Annotated in this window: 15 protein-coding genes; 5 read left to right on the top strand and 10 right to left on the bottom strand. The window is 73.6% G+C overall.

Annotated elements, in window-relative coordinates; all coding sequences use genetic code 11:
• Nucleotides 1–5 precede the first annotated feature (5 nt).
• Both DNK53_RS03310 and DNK53_RS03305 read left to right on the top strand, forming a co-directional pair.
• A complete protein-coding gene (locus DNK53_RS03310) occupies nt 6–860 on the top strand; it encodes a ParA family protein (RefSeq protein WP_110181385.1) in 855 nt (284 codons plus the stop codon).
• Nucleotides 857–1924 (top strand): ParB/RepB/Spo0J family partition protein, encoded by a 1068-nt coding sequence (locus DNK53_RS03305; protein ID WP_110180836.1) that lies wholly within the window; start codon nt 857–859, stop codon nt 1922–1924. The genes DNK53_RS03310 and DNK53_RS03305 overlap by 4 nt, the downstream gene beginning before the upstream one ends.
• 66 nt (nt 1925–1990) lie before the next feature.
• Here DNK53_RS03305 and DNK53_RS03300 read toward each other — a convergent pair whose 3' ends face one another.
• Together DNK53_RS03300 and DNK53_RS03295 are read right to left on the bottom strand one after the other, a co-directional pair.
• On the bottom strand, nt 1991–2776 hold the full coding sequence (locus tag DNK53_RS03300; protein ID WP_110180835.1) for a lysophospholipid acyltransferase family protein: 786 nt from the start codon (nt 2774–2776) through the stop codon (nt 1991–1993).
• Between the two features lie 65 nt (nt 2777–2841).
• Nucleotides 2842–4056 carry a pyridoxal phosphate-dependent aminotransferase gene (locus DNK53_RS03295; RefSeq protein WP_110180834.1) on the bottom strand — a complete coding sequence of 405 codons (1215 nt, stop codon included), beginning with the start codon at nt 4054–4056 and terminating at the stop codon, nt 2842–2844.
• Between the two features lie 105 nt (nt 4057–4161).
• Between DNK53_RS03295 and DNK53_RS03290 the strand changes: the two genes are divergently transcribed.
• Nucleotides 4162–4821 (top strand): GNAT family N-acetyltransferase, encoded by a 660-nt coding sequence (locus tag DNK53_RS03290; RefSeq protein WP_110180833.1) that lies wholly within the window; start codon nt 4162–4164, stop codon nt 4819–4821.
• On the opposite strand, the gene trxA is transcribed toward DNK53_RS03290, so the two are convergent.
• The 7 genes from trxA to DNK53_RS03255 form a co-directional block, all read right to left on the bottom strand.
• Nucleotides 4796–5119, bottom strand: a complete 324-nt coding sequence (gene trxA, locus DNK53_RS03285) for a thioredoxin (protein ID WP_110180832.1) — start codon at nt 5117–5119, stop codon at nt 4796–4798. The two genes, DNK53_RS03290 and trxA, sit on opposite strands and share 26 nt — an antisense overlap.
• A 78-nt stretch (nt 5120–5197) precedes the next feature.
• Nucleotides 5198–6244 carry a thioredoxin-disulfide reductase gene (trxB, locus tag DNK53_RS03280; protein ID WP_110180831.1) on the bottom strand — a complete coding sequence of 349 codons (1047 nt, stop codon included), beginning with the start codon at nt 6242–6244 and terminating at the stop codon, nt 5198–5200.
• Nucleotides 6245–6398: 154 nt separating this feature from the next.
• Nucleotides 6399–7133: a hypothetical protein gene (locus DNK53_RS03275; protein WP_110180830.1), complete on the bottom strand. Its 735-nt coding sequence runs from the start codon at nt 7131–7133 to the stop codon at nt 6399–6401.
• Nucleotides 7130–7816, bottom strand: coding sequence for an RNA polymerase sigma factor SigM (sigM, locus tag DNK53_RS03270; RefSeq protein WP_110180829.1), 687 nt, complete (start codon nt 7814–7816; stop codon nt 7130–7132). The genes DNK53_RS03275 and sigM overlap by 4 nt, the downstream gene beginning before the upstream one ends.
• Complete coding sequence (locus tag DNK53_RS03265) at nt 7813–9570, bottom strand: protein kinase family protein (RefSeq protein WP_110180828.1); 1758 nt, start codon at nt 9568–9570, stop codon at nt 7813–7815. The genes sigM and DNK53_RS03265 overlap by 4 nt, the downstream gene beginning before the upstream one ends.
• A gap of 58 nt (nt 9571–9628) precedes the next feature.
• A complete protein-coding gene (murJ, locus tag DNK53_RS03260) occupies nt 9629–11305 on the bottom strand; it encodes a murein biosynthesis integral membrane protein MurJ (protein ID WP_239456335.1) in 1677 nt (558 codons plus the stop codon).
• Nucleotides 11302–13755, bottom strand: coding sequence for a DUF6049 family protein (locus DNK53_RS03255; RefSeq protein WP_162599744.1), 2454 nt, complete (start codon nt 13753–13755; stop codon nt 11302–11304). The genes murJ and DNK53_RS03255 overlap by 4 nt, the downstream gene beginning before the upstream one ends.
• 66 nt (nt 13756–13821) lie before the next feature.
• On the opposite strand from DNK53_RS03255, the gene DNK53_RS03245 reads away from it, so the two are divergent.
• Entirely contained in the window at nt 13822–15240 is a 1419-nt protein-coding gene (locus DNK53_RS03245) for a CCA tRNA nucleotidyltransferase (protein ID WP_110181383.1), read from the top strand.
• A gap of 128 nt (nt 15241–15368) precedes the next feature.
• Complete coding sequence (locus tag DNK53_RS03240) at nt 15369–15857, top strand: SRPBCC family protein (RefSeq protein WP_239456334.1); 489 nt, start codon at nt 15369–15371, stop codon at nt 15855–15857.
• 145 nt (nt 15858–16002) lie between these two features.
• On the opposite strand, the gene DNK53_RS03235 is transcribed toward DNK53_RS03240, so the two are convergent.
• Nucleotides 16003–17088, bottom strand: a complete 1086-nt coding sequence (locus DNK53_RS03235; RefSeq protein WP_110180826.1) for an inositol-3-phosphate synthase — start codon at nt 17086–17088, stop codon at nt 16003–16005.
• Nucleotides 17089–17155: the final 67 nt, after the last annotated feature.

Here is a 17155-nt window from a genome sequence, read left to right as displayed (position 1 = left end):
TGGTGATGGCACGCCACGGTGCGCTGAATCGCTCCGGTCCCTCACGCCCCGACGCCACCCGCGTGATGGTGGTGGCGAACCAGAAGGGCGGCGTCGGGAAGACCACGAGCACCGTCAACCTCGCGGCCGCCCTCGCCCAGCTCGGCCAACGGGTCCTGGTGATCGACCTGGATCCCCAGGGCAACGCGTCCACTGCCCTCAACGTCGAGCACCGGCGCGGAGTCCCCTCCACCTACGACCTGCTGGTCGACACCGTGACCCTCGCCGACGTGGTCACGACGTGCCCCGACCTGACCAACCTGTGGGTGGTGCCGGCCACGATCGACCTCGCGGGCGCGGAGATCGAGCTGGTGAGCGTGGTGGCCCGGGAGAACAGGCTCCGCAAGGCCATCCACGGGCACCCGTGGGTGGGGAGCGCGGCGGAGGTCGGGGCGGACCGCTTCGACTACGTCTTCGTGGACTGCCCCCCTTCCCTCGGGCTGCTGACGCTCAACGCCCTCGTGGCCGGCGACGAGATGATGATCCCGATCCAGGCGGAGTACTACGCGCTGGAGGGCCTCGGTCAGCTGCTCGAGACCGTGGAGATGGTCCGCAAGCACCTGAACCCCTCCCTTGCCGTGTCCACCATCCTGCTGACGATGTACGACGCCAGGACGCGGCTCGCCGCCGGCGTGGCCGGGGAGGTGAGGGACCACTTCGGCGACACCGTGCTGAGGACGATGGTCCCCCGCTCCGTCCGGGTCTCCGAGGCGCCGTCCTACGGGCAGACCGTGATGACCTACGATCCCGGTTCGCCGGGTGCCCTGTGCTACCTGGAGGCAGCACGCGAGATCGCCAGCAAGGGAGCCCCGAGCCGATGAGCAGCACCCCTCGCCCCCCACGTCGCGGTCTCGGCCGGGGCCTGGGCGCCCTCATCCCCACGGCTCCCAGCGAGGCCGCTGGGGTCAGCGGCGACAGCCATGCAGTTGACGGACCCGCCGCTCCGGCGCCCGAGCGCTCTGACGCGGCGGCGGTCGTTCCTCCCGGTGGAGTGCCCGGCTACTCCACGGGGTCCGGCGACCCGTCCCCCGACGTCGGCTCCGGCCCGGTACCCGGTCCCGACGAGTCCGGGGTGGTCACGGGGGCCTACTTCCGCGAGATCCCGATCGCCGAGGTGCGCCCCAACGCTCGCCAGCCGCGTCAGGTCTTCGAGGAGGAGGCGCTCGCCGAGCTCGTCCACTCGATCCGGGAGATCGGCCTCCTCCAGCCCGTCGTGGTCCGTCCCTCCGCCGAGGGCGGCTACGAGCTGATCATGGGAGAGCGTCGCTGGCGCGCGTCGCAGGAGGCGGGGCTGGAGCACATCCCGGCCATCGTCCGCGAGACCGACGACGGCGACATGCTGCGTGACGCGCTCCTGGAGAACCTCCACCGCTCCCAGCTCAACCCCCTGGAGGAGGCTGCGGCGTATGGCCAGCTCCTGGAGGACTTCGGCTGCACCCACGAGGAGCTGGCGCAGCGGATCGGTCGTTCCCGACCCCAGATCAGCAACACGTTGCGTCTTCTCAAGCTGAGCCCGGCGGTCCAGCGCCGCGTGGCGGCCGGCGTCCTGAGCGCGGGCCACGCTCGCGCCCTCCTCGCGGTGGAGGACGCCGACCTGCAGGACCGCCTCGCCCAGCGGGTCGTCGCGGAGGGGATCAGCGTGCGCGCCCTGGAGGAGATCGTCGCGCTGGGTGACCACGGCAAGCCGGCACGCGCGGCTCGCCGCAGCAAGCCCGTGGCCCCCGGGCTGGTCGACCTGGCGGACCGCCTGTCAGACCGGTTCGAGACCAGGGTCAAGGTCGACCTGGGGAAGTCCAAGGGCAAGATCACCGTCGAGTTCGCCTCCATGGACGACCTGCGCCGGATCGTCGACGTGATGGACCCGGGGAACGACCAGCAGGAGTGACCAGACGAGACGGAAAAGGCCATATGTCGCTTTGTCGACATATGGCCTTGTCTGTTCCTGCGGGTCTCAGCCGGCCTGCTCGCGCCTCTGTGCCGCCTTGGCCGCCCTGCGGGCGGCCCGCGCCCGCAGCTCCTCGGCGTCCATCTCCGCCGCCCGCTCCAGGGACGGCGCGGAGCCGCCGTGCTTCGCCGGCACCCACCAGGCGCCGGCCGGGCGCTCGTCTGCGGGGTAGCGGGAGACGGTCTCGTCCAGCATGATCCCCATCCGACGGCGCAGCTCGGCGGTCTCGGCCGCGGCGTCCTCACCGGTCGGGTGGAAGGGGGCGCCCACGGTGATGGCGATCGTCTTGCCGCGGGAGAAGTCCTTGGGGTGGTCCTTGGTGTAGATCCGCTGCGTGCCGAAGAGGACGACGGGGACGACCGGCACGCCGGCCTCGGCCGCGATCCGCACGGCACCCGACTTGAACTCCTTGAGCTCCATGGCCCGCGAGATCGTCGCCTCGGGGAAGATCCCCACGAGCTCGCCCGCCCGCAGGTACTCCACGGCGTGGTGGAAGGAGGCGACGCCGTCGCCCCGGTCCACGGGGATGTGGTGCATCGACCTCATGACGGGGCCGCCGATCCCGTGGTCGAAGACCTCCTTCTTCGCCATGAACCTGACCAGCCGCCGCCCGGCCAGGTGCGCCGCGAGGCCGCCGTAGATGAAGTCGAGGTAGCCCACGTGGTTGTACGCGATCAGCGCGCCGCCGGAGCGCGGCATGTGCTCGGTGCCCTGGACGTCGAAGCGCTGCCCGAGCAGCTTGAAGCCGGTCAGGGCGCTGAGCACGATCGGGCGGTAGGTGAGGTCCCGCATGGTGGGTTGCTCCTGGGTCGGTCAGGGGTCGGTGGACGGTGCCCCGGAAGCCTAGAGCAGGACGCTCAGCGCCGGGTCGCGAGGAAGTCCGCGATCCGGCCGATGGCCTCCTCCAGCACCTCGGCGTCGGGCAGCGTCACCAGGCGGAAGTGGTCGGGGTGCGGCCAGTTGAAGCCCGTCCCGTGGGTCACGAGGATCTTCTTCGACCGCAGGAGGTCGATGACCAGCTGCTGGTCGTCCTCGACGGCGTAGACCTCGGGATCGAGCCGGGGAAAGCAGTAGAGGGCCCCCCGAGGCTTGACGTTGCTCACCCCGGGGATCTCGTTAAGGAGCCGGTGGGCCAGCATCGACTGCTCGTAGAAGCGCCCGCCCGGACCGATCAGCTCCTCGATCGACTGGTACCCGCCGAGCGCCGTCTGGATCGCGTGCTGCGCCGGGACGTTGGCGCACATCCGCATGTTGGCGATGAGGGTGAGCCCCTCCAGGAAGTCGGTCGCGACCTCCTTGGGACCCGAGATCATCAGCCAACCGGCACGGTAGCCGCAGACCCGGTAGGCCTTGGAGAGCCCGCTGAAGGTGAGCGTGAGGACGTCGTTGCCCGCGAAGGTCGCGGTGTGGTGGTGGACCGCGTCCTCGAAGAGGATCTTCTCGTAGATCTCGTCGGAGAAGATGACCAGCTCGTGGCGTCGCGCGATGTCGACGAGCCCCTTGACGGTCTCCTCGCTGTAGACCGCCCCGGTCGGGTTGTTCGGGTTGATCACGACCAGTCCGAAGGTGTTCTCGGTGATCTTGGACTCGATGTCGGCGAGGTCGGGGTTCCACCCGTCCTCCTCGTCGCAGAGGTAGTGCACCGGCGTCCCGCCCGCCAGCGTGACGGCACCGGTCCACAGCGGGTAGTCCGGGGCAGGCACGAGGATCTCGTTGCCGTCGTCGACGAACGCCTGCAGGACCATGGAGATGAGCTCGGAGACGCCGTTGCCGATGAAGACGTCGTCGACCCGGACGTCGCGCAGGCCGCGCGACTGGTAGAAGTTCATCACCGCGGTGCGTGCCGAGTAGATCCCGCGGGAGTCGCTGTACCCCTGGGAGTGGGGCAGGTGGTGCACCATGTCGGCGACTATCGCCTCGGGCGCCTCGAAGCCGAACGGCGCCGTGTTGCCGATGTTGAGCTTGAGGATGCGGTGCCCCTCCGCCTCCAGGCGCTGCGCCTCGACGAGGATCGGACCGCGCACGTCGTAGCGGACGTTCTGGAGCTTCTTGCTCTGTCTGATGGGGCGCACCGGACCATTCTCGCAGGCGCCGCGGGCGCCTAGCATGGGGATTCCCCGCGACGCGCCGCACCGGGCCGCCGCGAGCCGGAAGCCGGAAGCCGGAGGAGGTGCCCGATGTCCCGGAAGGTCGTGCGGCTGACCCCGGACCACCTCCTCGCGCTGGCCGACCATCCCCGCACCTGCCTGCGCTGGCAGCTCGACCCGGTCGCACGGTCCCGGGTCCGCCCCCAGGAGCGTGCCGCCGAGCTCGAGGCCTGGGTCTCGGAGGTGCTCCGGGAGTGGGGCTCGTGCGGCCGGGTGGTCCTGGTGGACGACGAGGTGGTGGGGGCGGCGCTCTACGCCCCGCCGGCGTACCTCCCGGGCGCCTCCGACCTGCCCACGGCCCCGGCGGGCCCCGACGCAGTCCTGCTGGCCCAGCTGTGGGTCGACGACGAGCACCGCGGGGGCGGGTTGGGCCGCATGCTCGTGCAGGGGGTCGCCCGCGACCTCGTCCCGCGCGGCTTCGCCGCGGTGGAGGCGTTCGGCGACACCCGCGACCTCCCCCGCGACGGGCTCGCCCGCGACTGCGTGCTGCCCGCGGCCTTCCTCGGCGCGGTGGGGTTCAGGACGCAGCGGGCGCACGGCACCACCCCGCGGATGCGGATGGAGCTCCGGACCACTCGCGCCTGGATGTCCGACGTCGAGCAGGCCCTGGAGCGCCTGGTGGGTGCCGTGCGCCCGGTGCTCAAGCCCCAGCAGGGGCGGACCTTCAGATCAGGTCCTGGAGCTCCTTGAGGATCGCGGCCTTCGGGCGGGCGCCGACGATCGTCTTGACGACCTCGCCGCCCTGGTAGACGTTGATCGTCGGGATGCCGGTGACCTTGTAGGAGGCCGGGGTGACCGGGTTCTCGTCGACGTTCATCTTCACGAAGGTGATCTTGTCCCCGTGCGCACCGGCGATCTCGTCGAGGATCGGGGCGACCTGGCGGCACGGACCGCACCACTCGGCCCAGAAGTCGACCAGGACGGGCTTGTCGGACTTGAGGACGGTCGACTCGAAGTCGGCGTCGGTGACGGCGGTCATGTTGCTCATGGGGGTCCTTCCGGTGGTGGTCGGGGCTGGGGGGTGAACGCCGCGACCGGGAGGGTTGTTCCCGGCCACGGGACGGGCTCAGACCTTGGCGGCCTCGACCTCGTCGACCATCTCCTGGGCGAGCTCGGCCGTGTCGTCCGCCGAGCCGGCGGTGGAGGCCGCGTGGTCGAGCATCGCGACGTAGCGCTCCGCGTCGAGGGCCGCGGCGCAGCCGGTCCCGGCGGCGGTGATCGCCTGCCGGTAGTGGTGGTCGACCAGGTCGCCGGCGGCGAAGACCCCGGGCAGGTTGGTCGCGGTCGACGGGTGGTGGACGAGGACGTAGCCGTTCTCGTCGAGGTCGACCTGGCCGCCGAGCAGCTCGGAGCGCGGGTCGTGGCCGATCGCGATGAAGAGGCCGGTGACCTCCAGGGGGCGCTCCTCGCCTGTGACGGTGTCGCGCAGGGTCACCGACTCGAGCCGGTCGGTGCCGTTGATCGAGGCTATCTCGGAGTTCCAGACGATCTCGAGCTTGTCGTCGGCGAAGGCGCGCTCCTGCATGATCTTGGAGGCGCGCAGCTCGTCGCGGCGGTGGATGAGGTAGACCTTCTGTCCGAAGCGGGTGAGGAAGGTCGCCTCCTCGATCGCGGAGTCGCCGCCGCCGACCACGGCGATCGCCTGGTCGCGGAAGAAGAAGCCGTCGCAGGTCGCGCACCACGAGACGCCGCGACCGGAGAGCTCCTCCTCGCGGGGCAGGCCGAGCTTCCGGTAGCCGGAGCCGGTGGCCAGGATGACCGACCGGGCCCGGAAGGTGGCGTCGGCGGTCCGCACGACCTTGACCTCACCGGTGAGGTCGACCTCCACCACGTCGTCGGCGACCAGCTCGGCGCCGAAGCGCTCGGCCTGGGCACGCATCTCGTCCATCAGGGCGGGACCCATGATCCCGTCGCGGAAGCCCGGGAAGTTCTCGACCTCGGTGGTGTTCATCAGCGCGCCGCCGGCCGTCACCGAGCCCTCGAAGACGAGCGGCTCGAGGGAGGCCCGGGCGGCGTAGACGGCAGCCGTGTAGCCGGACGGGCCGGAGCCGATGATGATGACGTTGCGGACCGGGGTCTCGTCGATCGGGGTCTGGGCGGTGCTGTCGCTCATGGCGCGTGGCGCTCCCTGCGGGTCGGCGGTGGGCGGGACGATCGTAGAACCGATCGTAGGGGAGCGTTGTTCCCCCGCGGTCGGGGTCGGCGCCGGGTCGGGGCGTCGGCCCCGAGTCAGGGCGTCGCCTCCGAGTCAGGGCGTCGCCTCCGAGTCAGGGCGCCAGCCGGAGGCGCAGCGTCGGGCGCTCGTCGTCGCAGGCCCGGACCAGCACCCGCTGACCCCGCGGCCCGGCGGGACGCAGCAGCGCGGTGGCGGGCCGGCCGTCCAGCAGGACCGCGACCACCGTGTCGTCCGGGCGGACCTCGCGCGGCAGGCAGCCCTGCGCGGCGAGCCCCGCCACGACGCCCGGGTCCGCGGTCGCGACCAGCGCCGCGAGGTCACGCTCCGCGGTCGCCGTGGCCACCCGGGACGCCCGGGCCCACGGGTCGGTCGTCGCGCCCCCCGAGCGGTCGGGCTGCGGGTCACCCGCCACGAGGCCACCGCCGTCCTCCCGGTCCTCCTGCGCGTCGGGGTCGGGGGCGGCCTCGGGGAGGCCCCCGGCACCGGCGTCGTCGGAGGCGAGGACGCTCGGACCGGCCGCCGAGTCGGCAGCCGTCGACCCCGCGTCGCCCTCTCCGGAGTTGGAGACCAGCTGACCGACGGCCACGCCGCCGACCACCACGGCCGCGGCCGCGGCGACGGCCCACGACACGACCCGCCGGCGGCGCCGCGACAGCGGGGTCACGGACGCGCCCGCCGAGACCGTGCGCTCGGCGACCAGGGCGGCGAGGGCGTCGTCGAGCCGGGCGGCGACGTCGGGCGGGAGGGGCTCCTCGGCGCGGGAGGCGGCCAGCAGCCGTCGGACCAGCTCCTGCTCGTCATGCCCGGTCCCGTCGTGCCCCGTCATCCGCCCACCTCCTCGGGTCCGTGTCGTCGCGGTTCGGTCGGGAGCGCGCTCGGCTCCCGGGATGGGACGGGCGGCGGCCCGGCAGGGTTCCCCGGCTCCGTCAGCAGGTCCGCGAGGTGCTGGGCCAGCCGCGACCGGCCGCGCGAGCACCGCGACTTCACCGTGCCCTCCGCACACCCCAGGATCCGGGCGGCCTCGGCCACCGGGTAGCCCTCCATGTCGACCAGGACCAGTGCGGCGCGCTGCTCGTCGGGCAGCCGGGCGAGGGCGGCGAGCACCCGGTCGCGGCGCTCGTGACCGACCACCACGTCGGCGGGGTCGGCCGGCTGGGCGGAGGCGCCGGCCGCGGGGCCGCCGGCGGCCGGGCGGCGCTGGTCGAGGTCGTCGGGCAGCGGGTCGGCGGCGCGCACCTTCGCCGCCCGCAGCCGGTCGAGGCAGGCGTTGACGACGACCCGGTGCAGCCAGGTGGTGACGGCGGAGTCGCCGCGGAAGGAGCCCGCCCGCCGGAACGCGGCGACCATCGCGTCCTGCAGCCCGTCGGCGGCGTCCTCGGGGTTGCCCATGGTCCGCAGCGCGACGGCCCACAGCCGGTCCCGGTGCCGGCCGAAGAGCTCTCCGAAGGCGTGGGGGTCGCCGGCCACGTGCGCGGCCAGCAGCTCCGCGTCGGTGGGCGGGGAGGTCACCCGCTGACCACGATCTCGCGGATCTCCCCGCGGAAGTCGGCGTCCACGGGCGGGATCGCGGTGAGCCACACCGTCACGTAGCGGGCCTGCTGCGCCTCGTCGAGCTCGACGACGATGGTGTCGTCGTCGGTGCCGCCACCCACCGGCTCGTCGCCCGGTGCGGCGGTGGGGGGCTCCTCGCGGAGGTGGACCTCCGCGGTGGTCGTGCCGCCGCCGACCTGGATCTCGACCAGCCGCACCCCCTTGACCTCGCCGAGGTCGAGGGTGAGGCCGACACCGTCCTTGAGGCCGCCGGGGCCGAACTGCTGCCGGTAGCTGCTGGTGATCCACGAGGTGGCCGGGTCCCCGTCGACGGCGTACGGCGTCAGCTCGGGGTTCTCGTCCTGCGGCGGGCTGCCCTCGGGGTCGAAGTCGGTGGCCTCGACGCCCTGGAAGGCGGTCAGCCCTGCGCTGGGTCCGCCGCGCCGCGCCGCGTCGCCGTCGGGGTCGTCCTCGTCGTCGCCCCGACCGCCGAGCTGGTACGCCGCGGCGACGGCCAGCAGGACGAGCGCGGCGAGGCCGACCATGAAGGCGAGCCGCAGCCAGCGACGGCCCGGCACGCGGTCGGGCGGGGGCACGGCCGGGAGCAGGCCCGAGTGGCTGCCGCCGGTGCCGCCGTGGCCGGTGGAGGTGTCCCAGGGCCAGTACTCGGCACCGTCCGAGGGGGCCGGGCGCGGCGGCCGCGGGCGCCGGACGGGGGTGCCGTCCTCGGGGTCGGTGGCGAAGAGGGGGCGGGCCGGCGGCTCCTCGAGCGCGGGCGGCGGGGGCGGCGGGTTGCCCCGGGCGCGCAGCCACTCGACCTCGTCGTCGTCGTGAAAGACCGGCATCCCGGCCTCGGTGGGGACGTCGGCGCCGCCGGACGGACCGGCCACCGCCGCCGCCAGGGGGACGGCGGTGCTGCCCGTCGCCTCGTCGCCGAGGAACTCCCCGAGGGCGTCGCGGATCCCCGCGGCGGTGGTGAGGTCGTGGGTGGGGCGGTGGCCGAGGCCGGGGAGCCCCGCCCGGGCGCTCCCGTTGCGTCCGGGGGTCCCCTCGCCCAGCACCTCGCCGCAGACCTGGTCGAGGACGCGGGGGATGCCGGCGCGGACCTGGCGGGGGCGGAGCGGGTGGTCGTGCTCGCGCGGCGCGGCGGGGACGAGCGACTCCCGGTCGCCGGGCCACCGGCCGGTCAGGGCGGCGTACAGGAGGGCGGCGAGGTCGCGGACGTCCTGCTCGACCCGGTCGGGCGGCAGCCCGTGCAGGGCGGCGTCCACCCCGAAGCCGATGATCCGCACCTGGCCGTTCTCGTCGACGAGGACGTTCTCGGGCTGCAGGCGGCCGTGGGCGCGGCCGCCGTCGTGGGCCACCGCGAGGGTGTCGGCGACCTCGGCCACCAGCCACGCCGCCCGGCGCGGGCTCAGCGGCCCCTCGTCGGCCAGCGCGTTGTCCAGCGACGTCCCCTGGCCCCACTCGTTGACGACGTAGCAGTGCGCGTCGTCGCGGTCGGCGTCGAGCACCCGGAGGTTGCGCCGGTCCATCAGCGCGGCCGAGCGCTTCGCGGCGGTCATCAGCGCGTCGGCGCGCTCGTCGTCGGCGCGGATCAGGTGGACCGCGACCTGCCGCTGGAGGACGTCGTCGTGGGCACACCAGAACCACCCACCCTCGGTCTCGCTGAGCAGGTCGACCATCTGGTACCGCTCGGCGAGCACGTCGCCGGCACGGAGCGAGGTGGCCACGGTCCTCCAGGTCTCTCGGGTGCACCGGGTGCAGCTTCCCGGTCATCGTACGGCCACGTCAGCCCGCGCGGAGCCGCCTTCGGACCGTGTCCAGGACGGGATCCACCAGGTCGGTGACCTCCCGCAGGCGCAGCCACCGCGCCAGCACCACGAGGGCGGCCAGGTCGACGACGCCCACCACGGCGCCGCGGCCGACCGAGACCAGGGGGTGCGGGTCCTCGCCCAGCGCGCCCAGCCCGACGTCGACCAGCCACGCGGCCAGCGTGGCGACGGCCACCACCAGCAGCAGGCGGACCGCGAACCGGACCAGCCGCGGCGTCCCGAGGCCGCCCAGCCGCCGCCGCAGCACGGCGTAGCTGAGCGCGGAGACCACCAGGTAGGCGAGGGTGTAGGCGACCACCAGCGCCGGCGCCGTCTGCCGGGCGGAGGCCTCCCGCACCAGCAGCACCGCCGCGGCGATGTTGACCACCGCGTGCACCAGCTGGACGAGGAAGACCGTGCGGGTCTGCTCGAGGGCGTAGAAGCCGCGGAGCATGAAGTAGTGGACGGTGAAGAAGACCAGGCCGAGGCCGAAGAGCGAGAGCGCCGGGACGAACGTGGAGGCGTCGCCGGCCCCCGCCCCCCAGCCGTACGCCGCGTTGGCGACGTCGTCGGCGACCACCGGGAGGAGCGCGGCGAAGGGGACGACGACGGCCAGGGAGGTGCGCATCGTCGAGGACAGGGTCGTCGCCAGCCGGCCGGTGTCGCCGTCGGCGGCGTACCGGGAGAGCCGCGGCAGCACCGCGGTGGCGAAGGAGACGGTGACGATCGCGTGCGGCACCATCGCGACCAGCATCGAGCTGGCGTAGACGGTGACGCCGGTGCCCTCCTCCGAGCCGGCCGGGCCGCTGGTGGCCAGGCGGGTCACCTGCCAGTAGGTGACCTGGTTGACCACGACGAAGAGGACCGTCCACACGCCGAGGCGCAGGGTGTGGCCCAGGCCCGTCCCGCGGAAGTCGAACCGCGGCCGGTAGGCGAAGCCCGCGGCGCGCAGGTAGGGCAGCAGCACCAGCAGCTGCACCACGATGCCGAGCGTGGAGCCCAGGCCCAGGAGCAGCTCCTGGCCGTCGGTGTAGGGCCCGGCGAGACCGTCGCCGGAGACCGGGCCGAAGACGACGAGGTAGACCACCAGGACCCCGACGGCGAGCAGGTTGTTGGCGATCGGCGCCCACATCATCGGGCCGAACGTGCCCCGGGCGTTGAGCACCTGCCCGACCAGCACGAACATCCCGTAGAAGAAGACCTGCGGCAGACAGTAGCGCGCGAAGGCGACCGCCGAGTCGCGCTGCTCCGCCAGGGCGGGCGAGGAGAGCTCGCTGGTGAAGTAGAGGTCCACCACCAGCGGGGCCGCCAGGACGAGCAGCGCGGTCACCGCGCCGAGGAAGAGGGCGGCCAGGGTGATGATCCGGCTGGTGTAGGCGTCGCCGCCGTCCTCGTCGCGGGTCAGCGCGCGGACCAGCTGGGGCACCAGCACGGCGTTGAAGACGCCGCCGGCCAGCAGGATGTAGAGGGCGTTGGGGATCGTGTTGGCGACGTTGAAGAGGTCGGCGTGGAGCGCGCTGCCCAGGGCCGCCACCAGCAGCGCGCTGCGCAGGTAGCCCGACAGCCGCGAGAAGGTGGTGCCCGCGGCCATCACCGCGCTGCTGCTGGCCAGCGAGCGGCGCTCCTGCTCCGTCGTGCCGTCAGTGCCGCTCACCGGGTGGCTGCCTCCGTCTCGGACTGGTCGCTCTCGCCGGGCTCCTCCGCCGCGCGGGCCTCGGCCTCCGCCTGCTCGAGGCGGGTGCGCCGGTTGCCGCGCACGAACCGGACCCCGATGGTGCCGAAGAGCAGCACCGCGCCGATGCCCATGATCACCCAGACGGTGCCGCTGACCTGGGAGGTGCGCACGGGGTACGTCGCCGAGGCGCCGAGCGGGTTGCCGTCGACGTCGGTGACCCGCAGGGTCAGCTCGTCGGTGCCCTGCCGGGTCGCCGTCGCCGACATCCGCAGCAGCCGCCGGGAGCGGGGCCGCAGCGTGAGGGGCTCCTGCTCCTCGATCAGCACGCCGCCCTGGCTGCTGGCGGCGATCCGCACGGTCACCGAGACGTCGAGGTCGTTGACGAGCGTGACGCCGAGGGTGCCGTGGTCGCTGGAGAGGGTGGCCCGCAGCGGCGTCTCCACGGAGATCGCGCCGAGCCGCTCCTCCAGCCACCGGGTGCCGCGGACGTTGCGCTTGCGCCACGTCGCCGACTGGCCTCCGGCGCGCCGGCCGAAGTAGGAGGTGCTGGGCAGCACGGCCTCGACCAGCTGGGCCACGAGGCCCGAGCGCCGGGTCAGCACGCCGTCGAGGAGCCGGGCCGCGTCGAGCCGCTGCGCGGCGGCCGCCACGCTGACCCCCGGGAGCTCGGCGGAGACCTGGGGCTCGCCGTACACGAGGGCCTCCGCGGGCAGGCCGCCCTCGCCCGTCACGCCGTCGCCGGCCTGCTGGGGCTCGGTCAGCACGTCGTCGCCCACCAGGGCCGAGAGCGGGCGCAGCCGCAGCAGCCCCTCGTCGAACTGGGTGTAGAGGACGGCGGAGCCGGTGGCCGGGTCCCAGCTGGGGGGCGGGGCGATCACGAGGGGGGAGTCGTCGCCGGCGAGGAGCCGCAGCGCGGCCTCGCTCACGACCCGCTGGCGGACAGCCACCGCGCCGGCGGCCGGCTCGGGGCCGGGACCCCCCGCGGCCACGCCGGAGGAGGTGGTGGCGAAGGTCCGGTCGAGCACGCGTCCGGTGCTCGGCGTCCCGCCGAGGGGGTCCTGCAGGGCCCGGTCGCTGAGCAGCACGACGGTGCCGGGGTCGGAGGCGGAGACGACGTCGGGCGACAGGAAGCCGTCGGGGGAGGCGAGCACCGGGGTGGCGTCGATGCCGAGGGTGACGAGCAGGGAGGTGGCGTGGGCCCGGGCCATGACCAGCAGGTCGGGGTCGTGGCGCTGCAGGGCGGAGGCGTCGACGTCGCCGTAGGGCAGCGACAGGACGGGGTGGGCGGCCATCTCGGCGCGGAAGAGCGCGAGCCAGCCCTCGGCGGCCGCGGCCGCCGCCGCCTGCTCGGGGTCCACCTCCTCGGGCTCGCCCTCCTCCTCCGGCACGGAGGGGACGTCGGTGGGCTGGGTGGGGCTCGGCAGCGGCTGCCCGGGGTCGGTCGGGTCCTCGCTGCCCTGGCCGTCGCCGTCGTCACCCTCCTCGTCGGCCGGCTCCTCGGCGCCCGGGAGCGGGGCGAGGCTGGCGCGGGGGTTGCCGGCGGCCAGCTTCATGGCCGCGTGCGGCACGGCCGGGTCGAGCAGCCAGGTGACCGGGCGGTCGCCGGCCGCGGCACCGGCCTCGAGCAGGTTGCGCAGCCGCCCGCCCGGGCCGAGCAGCTTGGCCCAGCGGGCGGGGCCGGCCACCCGGCCGCCCGGGGTGTACCTCACCGGCGCGCGCAGGGGCAGCACGAGGGCGGCGTCGAGCTGGCGCCGCTCGCCCGAGAGCACGGGGAGGAAGGTGCGGGCCCGCCCGTACAGGTCGCGGGCGTCGGAGTCGGTCTGGCCGAGGGCGTGGACGCCTGCCCAGTAGACCCCGTCGCCGCCCGCCAGCCGGCCCGCCGGGATGAACGCCGTGAAGGCGGCAGACTCGCCCGGCCCGAGGCTCGGGATGGTCTGGAAGGTGCCGGGGTCGACCACGCGCGGACCGAGGTCGTCGGTCTCGGGCGCCGAGGCGGCCGAGGCGAGGGTCGCGGAGTCGACGATCGGGGCCACGGAGTGGAACGCGTGGACGTTGACCGTGGTCCAGGTCTCCTCGGTGGTGTTGGTGACCGTCCCCGTGACCGTCACCTGCTCGTCGGCGCGCGGCACCGACGGGGTCAGCTCGTCGATCGCCAGGCGGAGCGGGGAGGACGACTCCCGGGCCGGCGCGGCGGGGGCGCTCGGGGTCGCCTGGGTCGCCGGGGCCGCCTGCGCCGCCTGGGTCGCCTGGGTCGCCTGGGTCGCCTGGGTCGTCTGCGCCGCCGAGGCTGCGGAGGCTGCGGAGGCCGGCCCGGCCACGCCGAGACCGGGCGCCAGCACGGCCAGCAGCAGCGCCAGCACCGCGGCGGCGGACGCGAGCGGGGTCCGTCCCGCCACGGGGGCAGGCGGGAACGGACGACGGCGGGGCACCCCACGACTCTAGTGCGCCTAGACTGGCTCCTCGTGTCCGACGCCCCTGCCCCGCCGCCGCTCAGCATGGTCGAGGTCCAGCGAGCGGTGACCGCCGAGCTGGACCGCATCGGCGAGGTCGTCGACGAGCTGGGGGCCCGCTTCGACGCCGCGGGGCACCAGCTCCACCTCGTGGGCGGACCGGTCCGCGACGCGATGCTGGGACGGCTCCAGAACGACCTCGACTTCACCACCGACGCGCGGCCCGAGCAGACCGAGCGCCTGCTCAAGGGCTGGGCCGACGCCGTCTGGGACATGGGCCGCGCCTTCGGCACCATCGGCTGCCGCAAGGGCGACTGGCAGGTGGAGGTGACGACGTACCGGGCCGAGACCTACGACCCGTCCTCCCGCAAGCCCGACGTCGACTTCGGCGACTCGCTCGCCGGCGACCTGGGCCGCCGCGACTTCACCGTCAACGCGATGGCCGTGGCGATCCCCAACAGGACCTTCGAGGACCCCTACGGCGGGGTGGTCGACCTCGCCCACCGGGTGCTGCGCACCCCCGGCCGCCCCGAGGACTCCTTCTCCGACGACCCGCTGCGGATGATGCGGGCCGCCCGGTTCGCGGCGCAGCTCGGCTTCGACGTCGCCCCCGAGGTGGTCGAGGCGATGCGGGCGATGGCCGGGCGGATCGAGATCATCTCCGCCGAGCGGGTCCGCGACGAGCTGGTCAAGCTGGTCTGCGCGCCGTCCCCCCGCCGGGGCCTCACCCTGCTGGTCGAGACCGGCCTCGCCGACCACGTGCTCCCCGAGCTGCCCGCGCTGGCGCTGGAGCGCGACGAGCACCACCGGCACAAGGACGTCTACGAGCACACCCTCACCGTCCTCGAGCAGGCGATCGACATGGAGGACAGGCTGGGCGGGAAGCCCGACTTCGTCTCCCGGTTCGCCGCGCTCATGCACGACGTGGGCAAGCCGCGCACCCGCAGGTTCGTCGGCGACGGCACCGTGACCTTCCACCACCACGACGTCGTGGGCGCCAAGATCACCCGCAAGCGGATGAAGGCGCTGCGGTTCTCCAACGACGAGGTCGAGGCCGTCTCCAAGCTCGTCGAGCTGCACCTGCGCTTCCACGGCTACGGCTCGGGGGAGTGGACCGACTCCGCCGTGCGTCGCTACGTGCGCGACGCCGGCGACCAGCTGGACCGGCTGCACGTGCTGACCCGGGCCGACTGCACCACCCGCAACGCCCGGAAGGCCGCGCGGCTCCGCCGCACCTACGACGACCTCGAGTCCCGGATCACCACGCTCTCGGAGCAGGAGGAGCTGGCCGCCATCCGGCCCGACCTCGACGGCACCCAGATCATGGAGGTCCTGGGGATCGCGCCCGGCCGCGAGGTCGGCGAGGCCTACAAGTTCCTCCTCGAGCTGCGGATGGACGAGGGCCCGAAGACGGAGGAGGAGGCGCGCGAGGCGCTGCTCGCGTGGTGGGCAGCGCGGGGGTGACCCCTGCCGTCGGGATCCCCGCTCAGGCGGGGATCCCCGAAGTTCGTGTGGCGTGCATGCCCCGCCAACCTGCAGCAGGCCGCGCCAACCTCTTCCTCGCGCGACCCGGACTCCCCTAGATTGCGCCCGTGACGACTCCGAGCGCAGACCTGGTCGAGCCCCTGATCGAGGAGACCGTCGAGGTGGCCGCGCCGCCCGAGCGGGTCTGGGCGCTGGTCTCCGACCTGCCGCGGATGGCCGAGTGGAGCCCGCAGGTGGTCCGCACCTTCCTCCGGGGCGGCCGGCCGGTGCGCCTCGGCACCCGGATGCTGAACCTCAACCGGCGGGGTCTCCTCGTCTGGCCCACCCAGGCGAAGGTGGTCCGCCTCGAGCCGCAGCGCGAGGTGGCCTTCCGAGTGAAGGAGAACGGCAGCACCTGGTCGTTCGCCCTCGAGCCGGTCGACGGCGGCGCCGCGACCCGCGTCGTCCAGCGTCGCGAGGCGCCCGACGGCATCAGCGCGCTCTCCCTGCGGCTCACCGACCGGGTGCTCGGCGGGCAGACGACCTTCCAGGCCGAGCTGCGCGCCGGGATGCGGCAGACGCTCGACCGGATCCGCGCCGAGGCCGAGCGCGGCTGACCCGCCCGGGCCCCCGGGAGACGAAAGGGCCCGCCCGACAGGAGGAACGCCGCGACTCGCCGTGCTGCTCGGCGGGTCGGGCGGTCTCCCCCTGTCGGACGGGCCCTCGGTGTAGCGGTGGAGCGGTGCTGCGGGTGCTGCTAGGTCACTCGCCGCGGATGAACGCCTCGAGCTGGGCGCGCCCCTCCTCGTCGGGGATCTGCACCGGCGGGGACTTCATCAGGTAGGCCGAGGCCGGGATGATCGGGCCGCCGATGCCGCGGTCCTTGGCGATCTTGGCGGCGCGGACGGCGTCGATGATGATGCCGGCCGAGTTGGGCGAGTCCCAGACCTCGAGCTTGTACTCCAGGTTGAGCGGCACGTCGCCGAAGGCGCGACCCTCGAGGCGCACGTAGGCCCACTTGCGGTCGTCGAGCCAGGCGACGTAGTCGGACGGGCCGATGTGCACGTTGCGGTCGTCGGCGCCGACGTTCGCCAGCGAGCCGTTGAGGTTGGAGGTGACGGCCTGGGTCTTGGAGACCTTCTTGGACTCCAGGCGCTCGCGCTCGAGCATGTTCTTGAAGTCCATGTTGCCGCCGACGTTGAGCTGGTAGGTGCGGTCCAGCGTGACGCCGCGGTCCTCGAACAGCTTGGCCATGACGCGGTGGGTGATGGTGGCACCCACCTGCGACTTGATGTCGTCGCCGACGATCGGGACGCCGGCCTCCTCGAACTTCGCGGCCCACTCGGGGTCGGAGGCGATGAAGACGGGCAGGGCGTTGACGAAGGCCACGCCCGCGTCGATGGCGCACTGGGCGTAGAACTTGTCGGCGTCCTCGGAGCCCACGGGCAGGTAGGAGACGAGGACGTCGACCTCGGCGTCCTTGAGCGCCTGCACGACGTCGACCGGCGTCGCGGCGGACTCCTCGATGGTGAGGCGGTAGTACTTGCCGAGGCCGTCCAGGGTCGGGCCGCGCTGGACCTCGACGCCCAGGGTGGGGACGTCGGCGATCTTGATCGTGTTGTTCTCCGACGCGTTGATCGCCTCGGAAAGGTCCTTGCCGACCTTCTTGTCGTCGACGTCGAACGCCGCGACGAACTCCACGTCCTTGACGTGGTAGTCGCCGAAGACGACGTGCATCAGGCCGGGGACGGTCCCGTTCGGGTCGGCGTCCTTGTAGTAGTGCACGCCCTGGACCAGTGACGTGGCGCAGTTGCCCACGCCGACGATTGCTACGCGTACCGAACCCATGGGCTCTCCTCTTTCTTGGTGCGAAATTCTCGTTCTCGCGATGTCGGTGACGGACCGGAGCGCGGCA

This window comes from Nocardioides solisilvae (assembly GCF_003194625.1).
Lineage (GTDB): Bacteria > Actinomycetota > Actinomycetes > Propionibacteriales > Nocardioidaceae > Nocardioides > Nocardioides solisilvae.
Note: the sequence above shows the minus strand (reverse complement) of the source record. Positions and strands in the feature narration are given on the sequence as shown.

Coding starts and splice junctions, on each gene's coding strand:
- DNK53_RS03275 (WP_110180830.1), bottom strand. CDS start 7,133: ATGACGGGGCACGACGGGACCGGGCATGACGAGCAGGAGCTGGTCCGA.
- DNK53_RS03245 (WP_110181383.1), top strand. CDS start 13,822: ATGGTCGAGGTCCAGCGAGCGGTGACCGCCGAGCTGGACCGCATCGGC.
- DNK53_RS03290 (WP_110180833.1), top strand. CDS start 4,162: ATGTCCCGGAAGGTCGTGCGGCTGACCCCGGACCACCTCCTCGCGCTG.
- DNK53_RS03235 (WP_110180826.1), bottom strand. CDS start 17,088: ATGGGTTCGGTACGCGTAGCAATCGTCGGCGTGGGCAACTGCGCCACG.
- DNK53_RS03310 (WP_110181385.1), top strand. CDS start 6: ATGGCACGCCACGGTGCGCTGAATCGCTCCGGTCCCTCACGCCCCGAC.
- trxB (WP_110180831.1), bottom strand. CDS start 6,244: ATGAGCGACAGCACCGCCCAGACCCCGATCGACGAGACCCCGGTCCGC.
- DNK53_RS03300 (WP_110180835.1), bottom strand. CDS start 2,776: ATGCGGGACCTCACCTACCGCCCGATCGTGCTCAGCGCCCTGACCGGC.
- trxA (WP_110180832.1), bottom strand. CDS start 5,119: ATGAGCAACATGACCGCCGTCACCGACGCCGACTTCGAGTCGACCGTC.
- DNK53_RS03305 (WP_110180836.1), top strand. CDS start 857: ATGAGCAGCACCCCTCGCCCCCCACGTCGCGGTCTCGGCCGGGGCCTG.